General features: G+C 46.6%; 19 protein-coding genes and 1 other RNA gene. 13 read left to right on the plus strand and 7 right to left on the minus strand.

All coding sequences use genetic code 11. The annotated features are described in order from the left end of the window. The first annotated feature begins 22 nt into the window (after positions 1-22). From glyA to ribBA, 4 genes are read left to right on the plus strand one after another with little or no spacing between them, the layout of a single operon-like run. The gene (gene glyA / locus ACP7H9_RS11585; protein WP_273024582.1) at positions 23-1,279 is read left to right on the plus strand and encodes a serine hydroxymethyltransferase; all 1,257 of its coding nucleotides are present in this window, start codon (positions 23-25) and stop codon (positions 1,277-1,279) included. A gap of 39 nt (positions 1,280-1,318) precedes the next feature. Beyond that, complete coding sequence (nrdR, locus tag ACP7H9_RS11590) at positions 1,319-1,768, plus strand: transcriptional regulator NrdR (RefSeq protein WP_011235103.1); 450 nt, start codon at positions 1,319-1,321, stop codon at positions 1,766-1,768. After that, positions 1,761-2,888 carry a bifunctional diaminohydroxyphosphoribosylaminopyrimidine deaminase/5-amino-6-(5-phosphoribosylamino)uracil reductase RibD gene (ribD, locus tag ACP7H9_RS11595; protein WP_439222796.1) on the plus strand — a complete coding sequence of 376 codons (1,128 nt, stop codon included), beginning with the start codon at positions 1,761-1,763 and terminating at the stop codon, positions 2,886-2,888. Before nrdR ends, ribD begins: the two co-directional genes overlap by 8 nt. 13 nt (positions 2,889-2,901) lie before the next feature. Next, positions 2,902-4,017 carry a bifunctional 3,4-dihydroxy-2-butanone-4-phosphate synthase/GTP cyclohydrolase II gene (gene ribBA / locus ACP7H9_RS11600; protein WP_011235101.1) on the plus strand — a complete coding sequence of 372 codons (1,116 nt, stop codon included), beginning with the start codon at positions 2,902-2,904 and terminating at the stop codon, positions 4,015-4,017. Here the strand turns inward: ribBA and ACP7H9_RS11605 are convergent. From ACP7H9_RS11605 to ACP7H9_RS11620, 4 genes are read right to left on the minus strand one after another with little or no spacing between them, the layout of a single operon-like run. After that, positions 4,014-4,931, minus strand: a complete 918-nt coding sequence (locus ACP7H9_RS11605; RefSeq protein ID WP_439222797.1) for a ketopantoate reductase family protein — start codon at positions 4,929-4,931, stop codon at positions 4,014-4,016. The genes ribBA and ACP7H9_RS11605 overlap by 4 nt on opposite strands. Beyond that, a complete protein-coding gene (locus ACP7H9_RS11610) occupies positions 4,918-6,261 on the minus strand; it encodes an AmpG family muropeptide MFS transporter (protein ID WP_011235099.1) in 1,344 nt (447 codons plus the stop codon). The genes ACP7H9_RS11605 and ACP7H9_RS11610 overlap by 14 nt, the downstream gene beginning before the upstream one ends. Continuing rightward, a complete protein-coding gene (locus ACP7H9_RS11615; RefSeq protein WP_439222798.1) occupies positions 6,261-6,851 on the minus strand; it encodes a peptidylprolyl isomerase in 591 nt (196 codons plus the stop codon). Before ACP7H9_RS11615 ends, ACP7H9_RS11610 begins: the two co-directional genes overlap by 1 nt. A gap of 2 nt (positions 6,852-6,853) precedes the next feature. Beyond that, on the minus strand, positions 6,854-7,399 hold the full coding sequence (locus ACP7H9_RS11620) for a YajG family lipoprotein (RefSeq protein WP_439222799.1): 546 nt from the start codon (positions 7,397-7,399) through the stop codon (positions 6,854-6,856). A gap of 129 nt (positions 7,400-7,528) precedes the next feature. On the opposite strand from ACP7H9_RS11620, the gene ACP7H9_RS11625 reads away from it, so the two are divergent. The 3 genes from ACP7H9_RS11625 (at position 7,529) to ffs (ending at position 9,567) form a co-directional block, all read left to right on the plus strand. Next, a complete protein-coding gene (locus ACP7H9_RS11625) occupies positions 7,529-8,617 on the plus strand; it encodes a ketoacyl-ACP synthase III (protein ID WP_011235096.1) in 1,089 nt (362 codons plus the stop codon). A gap of 20 nt (positions 8,618-8,637) precedes the next feature. Then, positions 8,638-9,387, plus strand: coding sequence for an enoyl-CoA hydratase (locus ACP7H9_RS11630; RefSeq protein WP_011235095.1), 750 nt, complete (start codon positions 8,638-8,640; stop codon positions 9,385-9,387). A gap of 83 nt (positions 9,388-9,470) precedes the next feature. Beyond that, positions 9,471-9,567, plus strand: an RNA gene (gene ffs / locus ACP7H9_RS11635) — signal recognition particle sRNA small type. A 17-nt stretch (positions 9,568-9,584) separates the two neighbouring features. Here the strand turns inward: ffs and ACP7H9_RS11640 are convergent. Genes ACP7H9_RS11640 through priC form a run of 3 tightly spaced genes read right to left on the minus strand, consistent with a single transcriptional unit; the run spans position 9,585 to position 11,317 of the window. Next, a complete protein-coding gene (locus ACP7H9_RS11640) occupies positions 9,585-9,860 on the minus strand; it encodes a late competence development ComFB family protein (RefSeq protein WP_011235094.1) in 276 nt (91 codons plus the stop codon). A 4-nt stretch (positions 9,861-9,864) separates the two neighbouring features. Further along, on the minus strand, positions 9,865-10,800 hold the full coding sequence (locus ACP7H9_RS11645) for a histone deacetylase family protein (protein WP_439222800.1): 936 nt from the start codon (positions 10,798-10,800) through the stop codon (positions 9,865-9,867). Then, complete coding sequence (gene priC, locus ACP7H9_RS11650) at positions 10,787-11,317, minus strand: primosomal replication protein PriC (RefSeq protein WP_439222801.1); 531 nt, start codon at positions 11,315-11,317, stop codon at positions 10,787-10,789. The genes ACP7H9_RS11645 and priC overlap by 14 nt, the downstream gene beginning before the upstream one ends. A gap of 467 nt (positions 11,318-11,784) precedes the next feature. On the opposite strand from priC, the gene ACP7H9_RS11655 reads away from it, so the two are divergent. From ACP7H9_RS11655 to ACP7H9_RS11680, 6 genes are read left to right on the plus strand one after another with little or no spacing between them, the layout of a single operon-like run. Beyond that, positions 11,785-12,573, plus strand: a complete 789-nt coding sequence (locus tag ACP7H9_RS11655) for a DUF3450 domain-containing protein (RefSeq protein WP_439222802.1) — start codon at positions 11,785-11,787, stop codon at positions 12,571-12,573. After that, complete coding sequence (locus ACP7H9_RS11660) at positions 12,570-13,937, plus strand: MotA/TolQ/ExbB proton channel family protein (RefSeq protein WP_439222803.1); 1,368 nt, start codon at positions 12,570-12,572, stop codon at positions 13,935-13,937. The genes ACP7H9_RS11655 and ACP7H9_RS11660 overlap by 4 nt, the downstream gene beginning before the upstream one ends. Before the next feature lie 3 nt (positions 13,938-13,940). Then, a complete protein-coding gene (locus ACP7H9_RS11665; RefSeq protein ID WP_317498723.1) occupies positions 13,941-14,465 on the plus strand; it encodes a MotA/TolQ/ExbB proton channel family protein in 525 nt (174 codons plus the stop codon). A gap of 12 nt (positions 14,466-14,477) precedes the next feature. Continuing rightward, positions 14,478-14,879 (plus strand): ExbD/TolR family protein, encoded by a 402-nt coding sequence (locus tag ACP7H9_RS11670; RefSeq protein ID WP_439222804.1) that lies wholly within the window; start codon positions 14,478-14,480, stop codon positions 14,877-14,879. A 1-nt stretch (position 14,880) separates the two neighbouring features. After that, on the plus strand, positions 14,881-15,492 hold the full coding sequence (locus ACP7H9_RS11675) for an energy transducer TonB (protein ID WP_439222805.1): 612 nt from the start codon (positions 14,881-14,883) through the stop codon (positions 15,490-15,492). 3 nt (positions 15,493-15,495) lie between these two features. Next, positions 15,496-16,794, plus strand: coding sequence for a tetratricopeptide repeat protein (locus tag ACP7H9_RS11680; protein ID WP_439222806.1), 1,299 nt, complete (start codon positions 15,496-15,498; stop codon positions 16,792-16,794). The last annotated feature ends 47 nt before the right edge of the window (positions 16,795-16,841 follow it).

A 16,841-nucleotide genomic window follows, 5' to 3' on the forward strand; every position in this document is an offset into this window, starting at 1 on the left:
TTTAATGATTTGGAGAGCTGTAATGCTGAAATCTGAGATGAACATTGCCGACTTTGACGCGGACTTATGGCAGGCGATGCAGGGTGAAGTTGAACGTCAGGAACAACACATTGAGTTGATAGCATCGGAAAACTACACCAGTCCGCGGGTAATGCAGGCTCAGGGGTCACAACTGACCAACAAATACGCAGAAGGCTATCCGCACAAGCGTTACTACGGCGGCTGTGAGTTTGTTGATAAAGTAGAAGACTTGGCTATTGAGCGGGCAAAAGAATTGTTCGGTGCCAAGTACGCAAACGTACAACCGCATTCCGGTTCTCAAGCCAACACCGCTGCCTTTATGGCAATGATGGAAGCCGGCGATACCTTTCTTGGTATGAGCCTGGCTCACGGTGGTCACTTAACACACGGCTCTGGTGTGAACTTTTCGGGCAAACTTTACAATGCGGTTTCATACGGCCTGGATGAATCCACCGGTGAAATTGACTATGCCGAAGTTGAAAAGCTGGCGCTGGAATATAAACCGAAAGTTATCGTCGCAGGTTTCTCTGCGTATTCAGGCATTGTTGACTGGGCAAAATTCCGTGAAATTGCCGATAAAGTTGATGCTTATTTAATGGTTGATATGGCGCACGTAGCGGGTCTGGTTGCTGCCGGCGTTTATCCGAATCCTGTACCTTATGCTCATGTTGTCACTACCACTACGCACAAAACTCTGGCGGGCCCACGTGGCGGCTTGATTATTTCCGGCAGTGACGACGAAAAGTTACACAAGAAATTAAACAGTGCGGTATTCCCGGGTAACCAGGGTGGGCCGCTGTGTCACGTTATCGCTGGTAAAGCGGTGGCTTTTCAGGAGGCGTTGCAGCCAGAATTTAAAGACTACCAAAAGCAGGTGTTAGTGAACGCCAATGCCATGGTAAAAACCATGCAGGCGCGCGGTTACAAAATTGTGTCGAACGGCACTCAGAATCATTTATTCCTGGTCGACCTTATCGACAAAGATATTACTGGCAAAGACGCTGATGCGGCTTTAGGTAACGCGTTCATTACCGTTAACAAAAATGCGGTTCCTAATGACCCGCGTTCACCTTTTGTCACTTCAGGTCTGCGTTTAGGCACGCCGGCAATTACTCGCCGCGGCTTTAAAGAAGCTGAGGCTGAGCAGGTCGCCAACTGGATTTGCGACGTGCTGGATGACATTGCTGACGAAAGCAAAATTAATGAAGTTCGCGAGCAAGTAAAAGCGTTATGCGCTAAGTTTCCGGTTTACGGTTAATTGCTATCAGTTGTAGAGCGCACATAAAGGAGTCAGGCAATGCATTGTCCATTTTGCGGCACACAGGATACTAAGGTTATCGATTCGCGATTGGTTGCGGATGGTGCCTCGGTTCGTCGCCGGCGTGAATGTAATCATTGCAAGGAGCGCTTTACAACCTTTGAGACCGCTGAGCTGGTCATGCCGCGGGTTATCAAAACCGATGGTTCCCGCGAACCATTTAACGAAGATAAACTCCGAAATGGATTGCTGAGAGCGTTGGAAAAGCGGCCTGTGAGTCTCGAGTTGATGGAGCAGGCTATTAACAAGATTAAATCCAGTATCCGGGCAACCGGTGAGCGTGAAATAAGCAGTAACTTCGTCGGCAGTCTGGTAATGGAAAATCTCAAGCAGATAGACAAGGTTGCTTACGTTCGTTTTGCTTCTGTTTATCGCTCGTTTGAGGACATTCGCGAATTTGGTGAAGAAATAGCGCGCCTTAATGACTGAGTTAAACCCGCAGTACTTTGACCATCAAATGATGCACCGTGCGTTAATGCTGGCACGGCGTGGGCTGATGACGACCCGGCCAAACCCTGCGGTGGGTTGCGTAATTACTTCTGATAATAAGATTGTGGGCGAAGGCTGGCATCATCAGGCTGGCGAGCCTCACGCTGAAGTACATGCTTTGCGCGCGGCAGGACAAAAAGCCAGGGGCGCAACGGCCTACGTCACGTTGGAGCCATGCAGTCATATAGGCCGCACACCTCCTTGTTGCGATGCGTTAATTGAGGCCGGAGTAAAACGTGTTGTGGTTGCAATGCAGGATCCAAACCCACGGGTTAGCGGTAATGGTATTCAGCGTCTAAAAGCTGCGGGTATTGCTGTGGACGTAGGTGTACTGCAATCGGCTGCGGAGAGTCTGAATCCGGGGTTTATTTCCCGAATGACACGGCAACGCCCGTGGGTAACCCTAAAAATGGCAACCTCACTGGACGCAAAAACGGCGTTGTCAGATGGCCGCAGTCAATGGATAACGTCCTCTGCCGCCCGCAGTGATGTGCAGTTTTTTCGGGCACAGGCCGATGCCATACTGAGTGGTGCTGCAACGATTCTGGCTGACGATCCTAAATTGACAGTGCGTGTTGATCAGTGGCCAAAATCAAGACCGCTGCCTGAGCCTTTAAAACAGCCGGTACGTATTATTATTGACAGTCAGCACAGGGTGAATGATGAGGCCAGGGTTTTTGACTCTCCGGCGCCGGTGTGGTTAGTGCGAACAACTCCTGGTAAACCCAGTTGCCATCCACATTGTCATGAATTAATTATTGCCGCAGACCCTAACGGTAAAGTGAGTCTGCCGGCGCTTATGGTTGAATTGGCTAACCGCGAAATTAACCAGTTATGGACTGAGTGTGGGGCGAATTTGGCGGGCGCTCTTATTCAGCAGCAATTATGCGACAGATTGATGATTTACAGTTCGGGTCAGTTATTGGGCCATCATGGACGTTCGGTTATCGACATGAACGAGCCGTTGAATTTAGCTTCAGCACCAAGGTTTAAAATTATTGATCGTCGGCAGGTAGGCCCTGATCAACGCTTGGTAGCAGTACCTCATACACAAGATTAAAGGGTAAAGCGTTATGTCACTGCATAGCACAGAAGAGATTATCGAAGACATTCGTCAGGGTAAAATGGTTATCCTTATGGATGACGAAGACCGCGAAAACGAAGGCGATATCATTATTGCAGCCGAGTGTGTGACGCCGGAAACTATCAATTTTATGGCGCGTTACGGTCGTGGACTAATTTGCTTAACTCTGACTGAAGAACGCTGCGAGCAACTTAATTTGCCGTTAATGGTAGATAAGAACAACGCCCCATACGCAACAAGCTTTACTGTTTCGATTGAGGCCGCGGAGGGTGTAACCACAGGTATTTCCGCGGCGGACAGAGCGAAAACGGTGCTGGATGCTGTGAAAAAAGACGCCAAGCCCGAAGATTTAGTCATGCCGGGACATATTTTCCCGTTAAAAGCTAAGTCGGGCGGGGTTTTGAACCGTGCGGGACACACCGAAGCGGGTTGTGACCTTGCGCGTTTAGCCGGGTTTGAACCTGCGGCGGTTATCGTTGAAGTGCTGAACGAAGATGGCACCATGGCGCGCCGGGCCGATCTTGAAGCTTTTTCTGAAGAGCATGGTATTAAAGTCGGCACCATTGCCGATTTAATCGAATATCGCTCGATACAGGAAAAAACCATAGAACGGGTGGCTGAATGTAATTTGCCTACGGCATTTGGCAAGTTCCGGTTAATCACTTATCAGGACACTATTGATGAACAGGTACATTATGCTCTTGTTCACGGTGACCTCTCGCAAGATAAAGTGACTAACGTACGTGTTCATTTGCAGGACACCTTCCACGATACCTTTTTAACCGAGCGTGCAGCAAAACGCAGCTGGCCAATTCAGAAAGCTATGTCCTATATTGCTGAACACGATGGTGTGCTGGTTATTATTGGTCGTCAGCAAACCCCGGAGAGCATCATTGCTCAGGTGTGTGAATTTGAAGCGCAGGATAAAGGAGAGCAAAAACCAACAACATCGGCGTCAAATGCGTCCCGGAACGTCGGTTTAGGCTCACAGATTCTGGCAGACCTGAACATTCATAAAATGCACTTAATGAGCTCGCCAAAACGTTACTCTGCACTGTCAGGCTTTGGCCTGGAAGTGGTCGACTTTATTGAAGATAAAGACTAGCCGCTATAACGTTGTTGGAACTCATTGAGTAGTTGCTGGTGAGTCGGTGTGGCAACACCCGCCGTCTTACCAGTATTAACTAAATAACCGGTTAGTTGGTTTATCTCGGTACGCCGTTGTTGTTGAATATCCTGCAGCATGGAAGAGTGGTTTAAGGCCGTCTCCTTTGCTACTAAAAGCACCTCTTTATAGCATTCCTCAGTTGTCAAAGACACATTTTGACTGTTCGCTACAGCTACGGCTTCTGCTACGAGGCTGTATACTTGCGCCTGCCAGCTTCCCTTCAGCAATTCGCCATTAGCGCACTGATGAACTGCAGTCAGCGGATTAATAACGCAATTAATAACGAACTTTAACCAGCGCCTCTGACTTAGATCTTGTTCCAGAGTAAGCGGAGGAAAAGCCTGTTGCAGGACCAGGCCTGGGTCAAAGTCCGTCGGCTGATTCCGGACTGCAGGGTCGACTTCCAGCCAGCTTCGGCCTGCCCCCCTGTGTTGAATACAAAGGTCGGCATTTTCATTCCGGCTTCGTACCGCACCGTGAGTTGTCACCAATGGGTGTAAATTAAGCTCTTTTAACGGTTCCGGAAGTTCCACCATGCCGTTGTGACTTATTATTATGGGTATGGCTTTATTAAATCCGCGCAATGTCGTTATGCGTTGCAAGGCTTGAATCACATCAAAGGCTTTAACCGAAATAATGAACACCGTATTCTCGGCCAGAGGTTGTGTAATAACAGGAGCACTGTAGTCAGCTTTAAACTGCTTATGAGTGACTTGCCAGTTTATTTCTCGTGTTCGGTTCTTACGCGGTAAAACCGATACAGACTGGCCATGTTCCAGCAGAGCGCCGGCAATAAGCCCACCAATGGCTCCGGGGCCAAGCACGACCCAATTTAGGTTAGCCTTCGTCACGTTTTCGCTCCAGCTCGGCTATGGGTTTACGAATAAACCAGAGGAAGATAAGACTAGGGATAACCATTAAAGCAGTTAAGACAAAGAATAAAGCCCAGTTGCCATCCATATAATCGACAATTTGTCCGCTGGAGGACGACAGTACGGTTTTTCCTAAAGACCCCAACGATGCCATTAGTGCATACTGGGTTGCGGTAAAGGTTCGGTTACAAAGTAAACTGATGAAGGCAACGAAGGCGACAGTTGACCAAGCACTGGTAAAGCCGTCAATTAAAACCGCGCTTAGAAATAGGTTTGTATCCGGGCCTACCAGAGCAATCCAAGAGAACATCAGGTTAGAAGAGGCCATGGCTACGCCGCCTATGAGCAGGCCTTTAATTATACCCAACCGTAAGTTGACGGCACTGCCTAGTAGCGCAAAAATAATAGTTACCCACCAGGTAACCAATTTTGAATAGGTGCCGATTTCGGCATTAGTAAAGCCAACTTCTTTATAGAAAACAATCGACATTCGTCCCAGAAAAGCTTCGCCAATTTTAAACAAAAAGATAAAGGCCAGAATTGAAAAAGCGAGCTTAACGCCGTTACGGGAAAAGAACTCACCAATAGGCTGAATAACAATAATGTTGACTCTCTCTTTCATTGCCGGCCAGAAGTGAGTCAATTTTGTTTTTATGGTTGGTTCCTGATGATAAGTGGTGCGGCGCACAAAGAGTACGACAGCTGCAAGGACTAACATGATGCAGCCCAGTCCGAAATAAGCGTGTTGCCATTGCCAGGTTATACCATCGACAAAAAAGAACGGCAGGGCACCTAAACCACTGTAGCCGGTCCACCATCCGGCGGTTGTCATTGCTGCACCGGCGCTTTGCAGTCGACCTTCGTTTTCCGCAAAAGATTCAATTCGGTAGGCGTCAATGGCTATATCCTGAGTCGCTGAACTGACAGCAATGCCAAGTGCAATTAGCCCGACGAGATGAAGGTGGTCGATAATATCCAGACTCGCTAATGCGAAACAACCTCCGGCAATGAGCATCTGGCAGAAAAAAATCCAGCTCCTTCTTTGCCCTAGCCAGCGAGTGAGTATCGGGATTTTTAGGTTGTCGATAATAGGCGCCCATAAAAAATTTATAGAGTAGGCGCCAAAAACCGCACCGAAATAGCCAATGACTGAGCGGGTTAGTCCAACCTCCTGCAGCCACGCTGAAAGTGCTGAGCCAATCATCACCCACGGAAAACCACTGGCTAGGCCCAGAACAAAAATCACTAATACGCGAGGCTGTTTGTAGACTTTCAAATCTTGCCAGAAAGTCGGTTTTGTTAAAGCCATTAGTTTTGCGGTACAACCTCTATACGTTTCAGAATAGGCGGGTCGACAGGTACATCAGCCCAGCCAATTTCATCGCTATAGGCCTGTGATTCAAGTTTAGCCATGGCTTCAAGGACATCTAAGCCTTCAACGATACGACCAAATACAGCGTAGCCCCAGTCACCATTGTCTGGATTAAGTGAAGTATTGTCATTTAAGTTAAAGAAAAACTGGCGGGTACCTGAGTGAGGTTCACGTTCGCGAGCCATAGCAATTGTGCCATATTCGTTCTTCAAGCCGTTACCGGATTCATTCGCAATTTTTTCAAATGAGGGTTTGTCCTGAAAATCTTCGTCATAGCCGCCGCCCTGGATAACAAAGCCGGGAACTAAACGATGAAATATCGTACCGTTGTATTGTGCTTTTTTCACATAACGGAAAAAGTTCTTAACGGTTAACGGAGCTGCATCGCGATTGAGCTCTACAGTGATGTTACCCATAGAAGTTATCATTTTTACCCGCGGAAAGGGGTTATCTGGCTGAATTTCAGCATGACTGACGCTGATAAAAATAGCTGCGGTGAGGCCAATAAAATATTTAAGGAAAGTCATGACTAAAAGTCCTCTTGTTCACGCATACGCAGCTTAGGATCATTAGCGATTTCCATAAGCACCGAATTCAGTAATTGTTTGAATTGACGTTCTAAAGTTGCCTGGGCTGGTTTCAGACCACCCGTGGAGTTATAGGTTCCAGAATAAAAATTGCTATAGCGACGATTTCCCCGGGTGGCCTCAACACGAATGGTAATACTATGCTCGAGTTCGTATTTTACGGTATGAAGAGTTGCGTCAATTAGTGCTTTTTCGATGGTGACGTACCATGTCAGACCGTTTTCATCATAAGCACCTGTAACAGGCTGTAAAGCCTCTTCAACAACTAAGGTTAAGGGCCTTAGAGTGGGCGCGAATGCTGCTTTGTCCTGTTCTTTTTTATGACGATATAAATAAGAATAAGAGCGTTTATCCGTGACTTTTAATTGGTTTACCTTGGTGTTTAGTTTATCAACAACAGTGTCAGCGCTAATAATTAATGGATCAGGCTGGCTCTGGCAAGCACTGATAATAAGCAAAAAACTGGCGGCAAATAGTGTTCGGAACATAGGAGTTATCCTTTTTTATGGCGGTCATTCACCTGACGTCGATTCGTGCTATCATACCGTGAAACCGTATTGTCATAAAATACCTTACCATTATGACGATACTAGCCGACAGAAGTAAAAGGTTTTGCCGTGACTAAATTTGCTGAAATTACCGGTTGGGGAAAATGTCTGCCACCGGCTGTAATGACCAATGATGATCTTGCCACTTTCCTGGAAACCTCGGACGAGTGGATTGTTTCACGAACAGGTATTTCCGAACGTCGAGTAAGCCATGTTGGTACGTCTGAGTTGGCGACGGTTGCTGCGCGTAATGCTCTGGCAGCTGCCGACTTAGATCCCAATGAACTGGACCTCATCATTGTCGGTACTTGTACTGCAGATGAACTTATCCCCAACGTCGCGTCTAAAGTACAGCAAAATATCGGTTCAAAACATGCTGCAGCCTTTGACCTAAATGCAGCTTGCAGCAGCTTTTTATACGCGATGCATGTTGCGACTCAAGGCATAAAAACCGGCGCACATAAAAAGGTCTTACTCATAGGTGCTGAACGTTTAACCCGCATTCTGGACTGGACCAAGCGCGAAAGCGCCGTTTTATTTGGCGATGGCGCGGGCGCTATGGTACTTGAAGCCTCAGATGAAGAAGTTGGTTTGCTAGCCAGCCACATCAGTTGTGACGCAGATGCCCGCGACGTGTTAAGCCTCGATTTTGGCTCTAGCTTTGACCGCTTTAACTTTGACGGCATTATGCAATTTGATTTTGTTGGCCAGGAAATATTTAAACGTGCAGTGAAAGGCATGAGTGCGGCTGTCGACAAGGTTTTTCAGGAAACCGGCATGACCACCGACGATATCGACGCCCTTATTCCGCATCAGGCGAATAAACGGTTAATCGATTTCTTAGGTAAAATGTGCAAAGTGCCGAGCGAGAAAACCGTTATTAATATTCAGAATTACGGGAATACATCCTCAGCGACACTACCTATTGCCTTTGCTGAAGCTGCTGACAACGGTATTATCAAGCCTGGCGACAGCATTATGTCAGCCGTGTTTGGTGGTGGACTCACTTGCGGTGCCGGATTGATTAAATGGGGGCAGAGAGTCACGCCCAAACGTCCTAATCAAATGGAGCTACCGGCTGGAGATAAAAGCGCATTGGAGCTTATTGTTCCCATGCACGAAGCGACTAAAAAGGCCTGGAAAAATCGCGGTCAGTAATAATTGACGGGAGACAGATTTTGAGTACTGAAGAGCTCGTACAAGTTTCGCAAGATAACGGTGTTGTTCGCATACGTCTGAACCGACCAGCAAAGAAGAATGCCTTCACTCAGGACATGTACACAACATGTAATGAAGCGTTGAAAGCGGCAGACAACGACAGCTCGGTTCATGCAGTACTTTTTGAGTCCAGCGGTGACAGTTTTTCTGCCGGTAACGATTTAAATGACTTTTTATCAACTGAAAACTTAGATGAATCGGCTCCAGCGTTTCAGTTTTTGCATACTCTGGCCCGTGCCGAGGTACCTATAGTTGCCGCAGTAAATGGATTAGCTATAGGCATAGGAACAACGCTCTTACTGCATTGCGATATTGTTTACAGCAGTGACGACGCAGTATTTGCGTTGCCATTTGTGCAGCTCGGGTTATTGCCTGAAGCTGCCTCAAGTTTGTTGTTACCGCAAATTTGTGGTTACCAAAAAGCGGCAGAATTGTTGTTGCTCGGCGAAAGTTTTGACGCGCAGTCGGCTCAGCAAGCCGGGTTTGTTAACCATGTGGTTTCGCTTGAGCGGTTGCCTGTTGTGGTTGAAGAAACTCTGGATAAACTGCGTAAGCAATCCAGCAAGTCATTACGAATTTCCAAGCATTTATTAAAGCAGCCGACGGAGTCAGTAGCTGACCGCATCAGTCGTGAAGCGACGTTTTTTGCAAAAGCGTTAAGCTCAGATGAAGCTCGTCAGGCAATTGCTGCAAAGCTGCAGAAAAAGTAAGCAAAAGGTAAACTGTGGGTTGTTTCAGCCGGGCAACTGGTTCATAATGCAGCCCGCTTTGAACAAAGCGTTTATGGTGACTCTGCGGGTCCCCTCGCAACGCTAACTGGTGAACCCGGTCAGGCCCGGAAGGGAGCAGCCGTAGTCAGGGATGTGTGTGCCGAGGTGTGGCTGGTAGAGTCGCCACCCAATCTTTATTAATCGCCGTCAGGGCGTTTTCTTCCTTTCAAAAATTCCAGTGCTTCCGCTATTGCTTTGTGTACCTGCATTTCCATGTCCAGCCGCTTTGACGGTGGTAAAAAGAAAGCCATATCAACTTCGTGTCGAATGTAACGCGGCGGTAACTGATTAAGTACCAGGCAACTGAGATCAGCCAGAAACTCCTGACTGTGTTGCTTTTCCAGTTCCAGTTCTTCTATCCGGTCTGCAACTAAGCGCTCGTAATAATTGTGAATGTCATCGTCAAACTTCATACTTTTATCCTTCTGTTAGCTCATTCTCAGTATAGACATAATAACTGGCTCTTAGTAGTTGAGCATGGGCTCTGACTAAACGCGGTAAATTACGTTGATACCCTCCGCCGATGACAGCAGCCAAAGGAATCTCATGTCGTTTAGCAAAGCCTAGTACAGCAAGGTCTCTTTGAAAAATACCCGCCAGACTAATATTCAGATGACCCAACTCGTCCCGCTGATAAATGTCGACACCGGCATCGTAAAGAATCAGATCGGGTTTAATTTCGCGGTTGATGCGTTCGAGGGTATTTTCGAGAGCCGCTAAGTATTCTTTGTCAGAGGTATGTTTAGCTAAAGGAATATCCAGATTAGAGCTAGCTTTGGAAAATGGAAAATTGCGTTCCCCGTGTATTGAGCAGGTAAACACCCTATTATCACTTTCGAAGAGCGTGGCGGTTCCGTCGCCTTGATGAACATCGGTATCCAGTACCACTATTTTTAGCTTTGGGTGGCGAACTAGTATTTCATTGCAGGCTATTGCTAAATCGTTGAGTAAGCAAAAACCACTGCCCCAGTCTTTGTGGGCATGGTGGTAGCCGCCGGAGAAGTGTATGGCAATTCCCTTCGTGAGTGCCAGTTCGGTCGTCAGCAGTGTGCCCCCAGCGGAGGTTAGGGTGCGGTACAATAGCTGTTCTGACCAGGGAAAGCCTATACGTCGCCAGCTGCTTTTATCCATGCTGTTCTGCCGTAACTGAGACAGATAGCCTGGACAGTGTGTTAGTGCTACCTGCTCCCAGCTAAGCGGCTCAGGTTGATGCCATTGGTTATTGGTTGCTCCGTGTTTAACTGCCCAGTCTTTTAGTAGACGGTATTTCTCTATTGGGTAACGGTGTCTGGGCGGTAAATCTAATTCACTGTATAAAGGTGAGTAGATAAAAGGAACGTCAACCTTCTTCATAACGGCTAATCTTTTTCTCCAGAGAATCAATAGCCATTTGGCAGCGGTTAAGGCGTTGCTGCGCGCTTTGAATCATGGTTGGGTTATTACCCGCAGCAGCCGTATCCAGGTTTTCTGTCAGTCGTCTTTCGTAATCACGATAAGTCACTAATTGTTGATGCATCTGCTGCAGTTGATTTTGCGCTGTAATGCGATGATCTTGCTGTTGTTTAGGTGGTCTATTAGCCCGGAAAGCTGTATTTAATGCTTCTAGCTGCAGACTGAGTTTTTCCGCAAGGTAACGTTGAGCCTGATGGTTGTCGCTTTTCTGAAGCTGCCGAAAAAGGTTTTGGGTCTCTGCAACGTAATCGACAGCCAGGTTAGAACTTTGGCTGAACAGCGACGAACTAAACCAATTTTCGCTAAGCTGGCGATGTTTCTTTCTATTTTCCCCATCAATTTGCTCAGCTCGCCCCTGTAAAGTGTTGAGCAGCTGTTCAATATGTTGTATTGAGGTTACATTTAATATCTCTCTCATCCCTCTATATTAAAGGATTTTGAAACTTAGGTCACGAAATTGGGTCTACCATTGAATATAGGCTAATAAATTAATTGTTTAAAAAACGTTGAAATTGAAATGTCAGTGTTGTTCGTCGATCAAAAAGTGATACTATTCAGGAAGGAGTAATATTCCAAGTTAGGTATACATGTACCAAAACTGGGGGTATGAAATGAGTTGACGACAGGATGTCGTCCGAGAAAATATCTGGAAATTACGAGAGTCCAGAACCGTGTTCTGCACCGGATACAAAGCGACAGCTATAGCGCGGTTGACTCAGTTTACTTGGTTGACAGCGTATAGCCATCGTGGGAGTATCTTTTAGTATTGCTGCTTTTTTTGGCAATAATAATAAAGTGTAGAACGAGATCTTTTCGTCATTCAAACAACTGGTGTTTCACGCCTTAGGCGTTGAAGCGGAAGTTAAGTCAAATTGGTTGGGAACTATGACCAAAGTAATCAAAAGAACCAAACTCGCTGCAACCCTTATGGGTGTGATGGCGTTTGCTGGCACCGGCGTTGCCGCGGCACAGCAAGTAGATGTAGCTAAGCTACAAAACGAAGAGCAAAAGATTTTGAACGCTGACGAACAGTCACAGAAGAAAATCGACTCTTTGTTCGAGCAAAGCCAGGATCTTCTTATCGAATATCGTTCAGTGGTTGCTGAGTACGAGAACTTGAAGGTCTATAACGATCACGTTCAAGGCTTGGTTAATGACCAGAACGCTACGCTTGAGTCTCTTCAGAAGCAGATCGACGGAATCGAACGCACGAAACAAGGTGTTGTTCCTTTGATGTATGAAATGATTGACTCGCTTGAGCAATTCGTGAAATTGGACATTCCAATTCACCGCGAAAAGCGTATGGCACGTGTTGAGCGTTTACGCGACATCATGGACAGCTCAAGTGTTTCTACATCAGAGCAATTTCGTCAAATCATCGAAGCTTATCAAACCGAAATGGACTACGGTTCAGGTTTGATTTCTTATCAGGGCAACCTAGAAGTTGACGGTAAGGAAGTGGCTGTTGATTATTTCCACATGGGTCGTGTTGCTTTCTTAGCTCAGTCTCTGGACTTGAAAAATGCTTGGATCTACAACAACGAAACCGATGAGTGGACTGCTTTGGAAGACGAGTTTATCCGTCCTCTGACCCAAGCGATTCGTATGTCACGTAAGCAGCTTGCTTACGATCTGGTGAAACTTCCAGTATTCGCAGCGGAGAGTGCAGAATGAATAAATTAGTTAAATCGTTAATGATTGCAGCAGCAGTCACCCTTTCTGCAGGTACGACTCTCGCTGCCCAGGCTCAGGATCAATCTGAAGCTAAAAGTTTGGATGAGCTATTGCAGCTTGTTGAAAAAAACCGTGTTTCTTCTCGTGAACTGAACGCTGAACGTGAACGTGAATTCACTTCTGCTCGTGCTGACAAGCAAGCATTGCTGAATCGTGCAGAGAAGCAGTTAGAAGATGAAAAAGCACGTGGCAAACGTTTGCAGGAAGAGTTTTCTGAAAACGAAGTTAAACTTTCGAACAAAGAGCAGGAACTTGAGAATGCCAAAGGCACTTTAGGTGAAATGTTCGGTGTTGTTCGTGGTGCTGCAACCGAGACTATCGGGCGTATCGCGACTTCTATCATCAGTGCGCAGTACCCCGGTCGTGAAGAGGTTCTGGAAAGCTTGTCAGAAGCAAAAGAACTTCCTACTCTGGAAGAACTTGAAGAGCTTTGGAAAGCCTTGCTGACTGAAATGGTGGAATCGGGCAAAGTAGTTAAGTTCAATACTGATGTAACTTTGCTTGACGGCGGTAGTGAAACTCGTGAAGTGGTTCGTGTTGGTACCTTTAACTTAATTTCAGGTAATCAATACCTACTATACAACGATACTACAGAGCAAGTTCAGCCGTTAGGTCGTCAGCCTCAGGGTAGTGCGACTTCGCAAGCTAAAGAGTTTGCTAACACTGAAGAAGGTTATGAAGGTGTATTTCTTGACCCTTCAAAAGGTCAGATTCTGAGCTTGTTAACTGGCAAAGCGACTTTGGAAGAGCGTTATCATCAAGGTGGTACTGTTGGTTATGTAATTACTGCAGTATTAATTCTTGGTTTGTTAATCTCTGTATTCAAACTGGTTACTTTGACAGCAGCGGCGGGAAAAATCCGTTCTCAGTTGAAAAGCCCAGAGCAGCCTAAAGACAACAACGCATTAGGTCGTATTCTAAAAGTTTATCAAGAGAATAAGAATGCAGATGTTGAAAACTTAGAGTTGAAACTGGACGAAGCGATTTTACGTGAAACCCCGAGAGTCGAAAGTGGCATTAACGTCATTAAGATCCTTGCGGCTATCGCTCCATTGCTTGGTCTGTTGGGTACGGTTGTTGGTATGATTGGTACGTTCCAGTCTATTACACTGTTTGGTACCGGTGATCCGAAGATCATGGCAGGCGATATCTCTATGGCGTTGGTAACAACAGCTATGGGTCTGATTGCAGCTATTCCATTGATTTTGGCTCACAGTATTGTGGCTTCTCGCGGCAAGTCTATTGTTCATATTCTGGACGAGCAAGCAGCGGGTATCGTAGCCTCGCATTCGGAGAAGGAGTAACCCATGCTTTACCTGATGGAACTTTGGGAATCTATCAGGGATTTTCTGGCTACCGGTGGCGATGTTTTGTACATCGTCATGGGGGTGCTCTTTCTAATGTGGGTACTGATGATTGAGCGTTATTGGTACCTTACAGGTGCTTTCCCTAAACTTCGCAATGAAATTATAGCGAAATGGGATGCCCGTAAGGACACCACCTCATGGTACGCCCATAGAATCCGTGAAGCATGGATTTCCGAAGCGAACGATAAACTGAATGCACGTATTCTGTTGATAAAAACTTGTGTTGCCTTATGTCCACTAGTCGGGCTGCTGGGTACCGTGACAGGTATGATTGCGGTGTTTGAAATCATGGCAGTACAAGGGACGGGTAACCCTCGTCTAATGGCGTCGGGTATCTCGATGGCTACTATCCCGACAATGGCGGGAATGGTTGCTGCGTTATCCGGTATGTTTTTCGCAACACGTCTGGAAAGTAAAGTGCGTAGAGCGAAAGAACGCCTTGTTGACAGTTTGCCACATCACTAAGAGAGTAAAACTATGGCACGTAATCGTAATCGAGAAGAGGAAGATGCGTCGATCGACATGACGCCGATGCTCGACATCGTCTTCATTATGTTGATCTTCTTTATCGTAACGACCTCATTCGTCAAAGAAGCGGGTATTCAGGTTAATAAACCTGATGCCAGTAACACGACCAAGGAGCCTTCAGCTAACATCTTTATCGCTATTCGTGATACTGGTGAAGTCTGGATGGATAAACGTCAAGTGGATGTAGAACGCGTAGGTGCAAACATCGAGCGTATGCTTGCCGAACAACCAACCGACGTTGTTGTTATCCAGGCTGACAGGAAAGCTGAACATGGTGTCGTTGTAGAAGTCATGGATCAGGTTAAGGAAGCGGGTATCGATAAGATATCCATAGCTGCGGAGAAGAAATAATATGGTGCGCTTTTTAGTATCTTTACTACTAGGTGCCGCCGTTACGTTTGCTCTGTTTGCTTTCATGGCTTACTTAATCGGCGGGGGAGCGCAGCGCAATGAAGCGCCGCCTCCAACGCCGGTCATTGACATCGTAACGTCGCCACCTGAGTCTGACGTTCAGGAGCGTCGGCGTACGCCGCCGCCGCCCCCACCGCCACCTGAGCAGCCACCAGAAACACCACAGTCTGAGCCTGATACATCAGACAGTGGTATGAACATGAACATGGGTTTTGATGTTGATGTTGGTGGTGCTGATACTGGTCTTTCAGGACCAGGCGGAGGACTAAACTCTGACGGAGACGCAACACCAATTGTTCGTATTGAGCCGCGTTATCCGCCTTCAGCCGCAAGAAACGGCACCGAAGGTTGGGTACAGCTGCGCTTCACTATTGACCAGCAAGGTGGTGTAACTGACGTTGAAGTCATCGATTCTGAACCTCGTCGAGTTTTCGACCGTGAGGCACGGCGCGCGCTATTGCGTTGGAAGTATAAGCCCAAGGTCATTGATGGTAAGCCTGTTCGTCAGGAAGGCATGACCGTCCAGCTCGACTTCACAATGGATGGGAACTAAGAAATGAAATATACAGTTAAAACATTTGTTAGTGCCCTGGCTTTTGCTTCCGTTATGTCGATGACAACGGTTCCGGCTTCGGCGCAGGACCTTGGTTTCAACATTCCGGACAAAAAGACCGTTGAGGCGCAGAAGAAAGCTCGTGACAATAAGGCTGCTTCGCAGAAGATTGGCCGGGCAATCATGGATGCGTTTGAACTGTATGAAGAAGAGAAAATCAAAGAAGCGATAGCGGTTCTTGAAAATCAAGACCCTGACCCTGGTTACGACTCTGCGTACCTGGATCGTTTTCTTGGTAATCTTTATGCAGCAGACGAACGCATGGCTGATGCTTTAAAAGTCTTGAGAAACGCAGTGGATCAGGACGTGCTCGGTTGGAATGACCAAGCAGCTGCGATGAAGCTGGTTGGGCAAATTAGTCTGCAAGAAGAGAATTACGAACAAAGCCTTGAATACCTGAAAAAGTGGGTTCAATTCACAGGTGAACGTGATCCTCAAGTGTTCTTATACATGGCTAATGCGCACTACCAGATGAAAAATTTCGCTGAAATCATTCCTTTTGCGGAAGCTTCTTTGAAGGCGGCAGACAAGCCAGAAAAGAATGTCTATACGTTGATGATGGCGTCTTACTATGAACGTAAGATGTATCCTCAAGCCATAGAAGTTCTTGAAGAAGGCCTGGACAAGCTACCAGAGGTAACCCAATGGTGGCCGCAGTTAGCGCAGTTTTATATGTTAGAAGAAAACTTAGCTAAGTCTCTTCAAACTATGGAAATCGCGTATTTGGCTGGATACCTTGATAAGGAGAGTCAGTATAAAATGCTGGTTCAACTTTATGATAATGAAGGTATTCCGTACAAAGCTGCTGCGACTATGGAAAAGCACGTAGAAGCGGGTGATATCGAAAGGACTGCGAAGAACTTTGGAACTATTGCTAATAGTTACCATCGCGCGAAAGAGCTTGATAAAGCCGTTTCCTGGTATGAACGCGCAGCAGAAGCAACCAATGACAGTGATGACAAAGGTGAATACTACCGCAAGCAAGGTAACTTGATGCTGTTGAACGAACAGTATATTGCGGCAGCAACTCCCCTAAAAAAGGCTCTGGATTATTTGGAGCGTAATGAAGAAGGTCGTGTGTACATGTCATTAGCGGAAGCGTATTTCTATGGTGGTGACTATCGCCAGGCTATGCGTTATGTTGATGAAGCTGCAACCTTCGATGGTCAACGTCGGAGTGCTCGTAGCTGGAAGGGTTATATTAAGTCTACAGCTAAACGAAAAGGTATCGATCTCGATTAACCACTTTTCGTTTTTATAACTGCATAGTAAAACCCGGCCACAGTGTC

Origin of the sequence: Idiomarina sp. ST20R2A10, assembly GCF_051842345.1 — a bacterium.
GTDB classification, from domain to species: Bacteria; Pseudomonadota; Gammaproteobacteria; order Enterobacterales; family Alteromonadaceae; genus Idiomarina; species Idiomarina loihiensis.

Coding starts and splice junctions, on each gene's coding strand:
- ACP7H9_RS11680 (WP_439222806.1), top strand. CDS start 15,496: ATGAAATATACAGTTAAAACATTTGTTAGTGCCCTGGCTTTTGCTTCC.
- ribBA (WP_011235101.1), top strand. CDS start 2,902: ATGTCACTGCATAGCACAGAAGAGATTATCGAAGACATTCGTCAGGGT.
- ACP7H9_RS11670 (WP_439222804.1), top strand. CDS start 14,478: ATGGCACGTAATCGTAATCGAGAAGAGGAAGATGCGTCGATCGACATG.
- ACP7H9_RS11675 (WP_439222805.1), top strand. CDS start 14,881: ATGGTGCGCTTTTTAGTATCTTTACTACTAGGTGCCGCCGTTACGTTT.
- ACP7H9_RS11620 (WP_439222799.1), bottom strand. CDS start 7,399: ATGTTCCGAACACTATTTGCCGCCAGTTTTTTGCTTATTATCAGTGCT.
- ACP7H9_RS11615 (WP_439222798.1), bottom strand. CDS start 6,851: ATGACTTTCCTTAAATATTTTATTGGCCTCACCGCAGCTATTTTTATC.
- ACP7H9_RS11655 (WP_439222802.1), top strand. CDS start 11,785: ATGACCAAAGTAATCAAAAGAACCAAACTCGCTGCAACCCTTATGGGT.
- ACP7H9_RS11665 (WP_317498723.1), top strand. CDS start 13,941: ATGCTTTACCTGATGGAACTTTGGGAATCTATCAGGGATTTTCTGGCT.
- glyA (WP_273024582.1), top strand. CDS start 23: ATGCTGAAATCTGAGATGAACATTGCCGACTTTGACGCGGACTTATGG.
- nrdR (WP_011235103.1), top strand. CDS start 1,319: ATGCATTGTCCATTTTGCGGCACACAGGATACTAAGGTTATCGATTCG.
- ACP7H9_RS11640 (WP_011235094.1), bottom strand. CDS start 9,860: ATGAAGTTTGACGATGACATTCACAATTATTACGAGCGCTTAGTTGCA.
- ACP7H9_RS11645 (WP_439222800.1), bottom strand. CDS start 10,800: ATGAAGAAGGTTGACGTTCCTTTTATCTACTCACCTTTATACAGTGAA.
- ACP7H9_RS11610 (WP_011235099.1), bottom strand. CDS start 6,261: ATGGCTTTAACAAAACCGACTTTCTGGCAAGATTTGAAAGTCTACAAA.
- ACP7H9_RS11660 (WP_439222803.1), top strand. CDS start 12,570: ATGAATAAATTAGTTAAATCGTTAATGATTGCAGCAGCAGTCACCCTT.
- ribD (WP_439222796.1), top strand. CDS start 1,761: ATGACTGAGTTAAACCCGCAGTACTTTGACCATCAAATGATGCACCGT.
- priC (WP_439222801.1), bottom strand. CDS start 11,317: ATGAGAGAGATATTAAATGTAACCTCAATACAACATATTGAACAGCTG.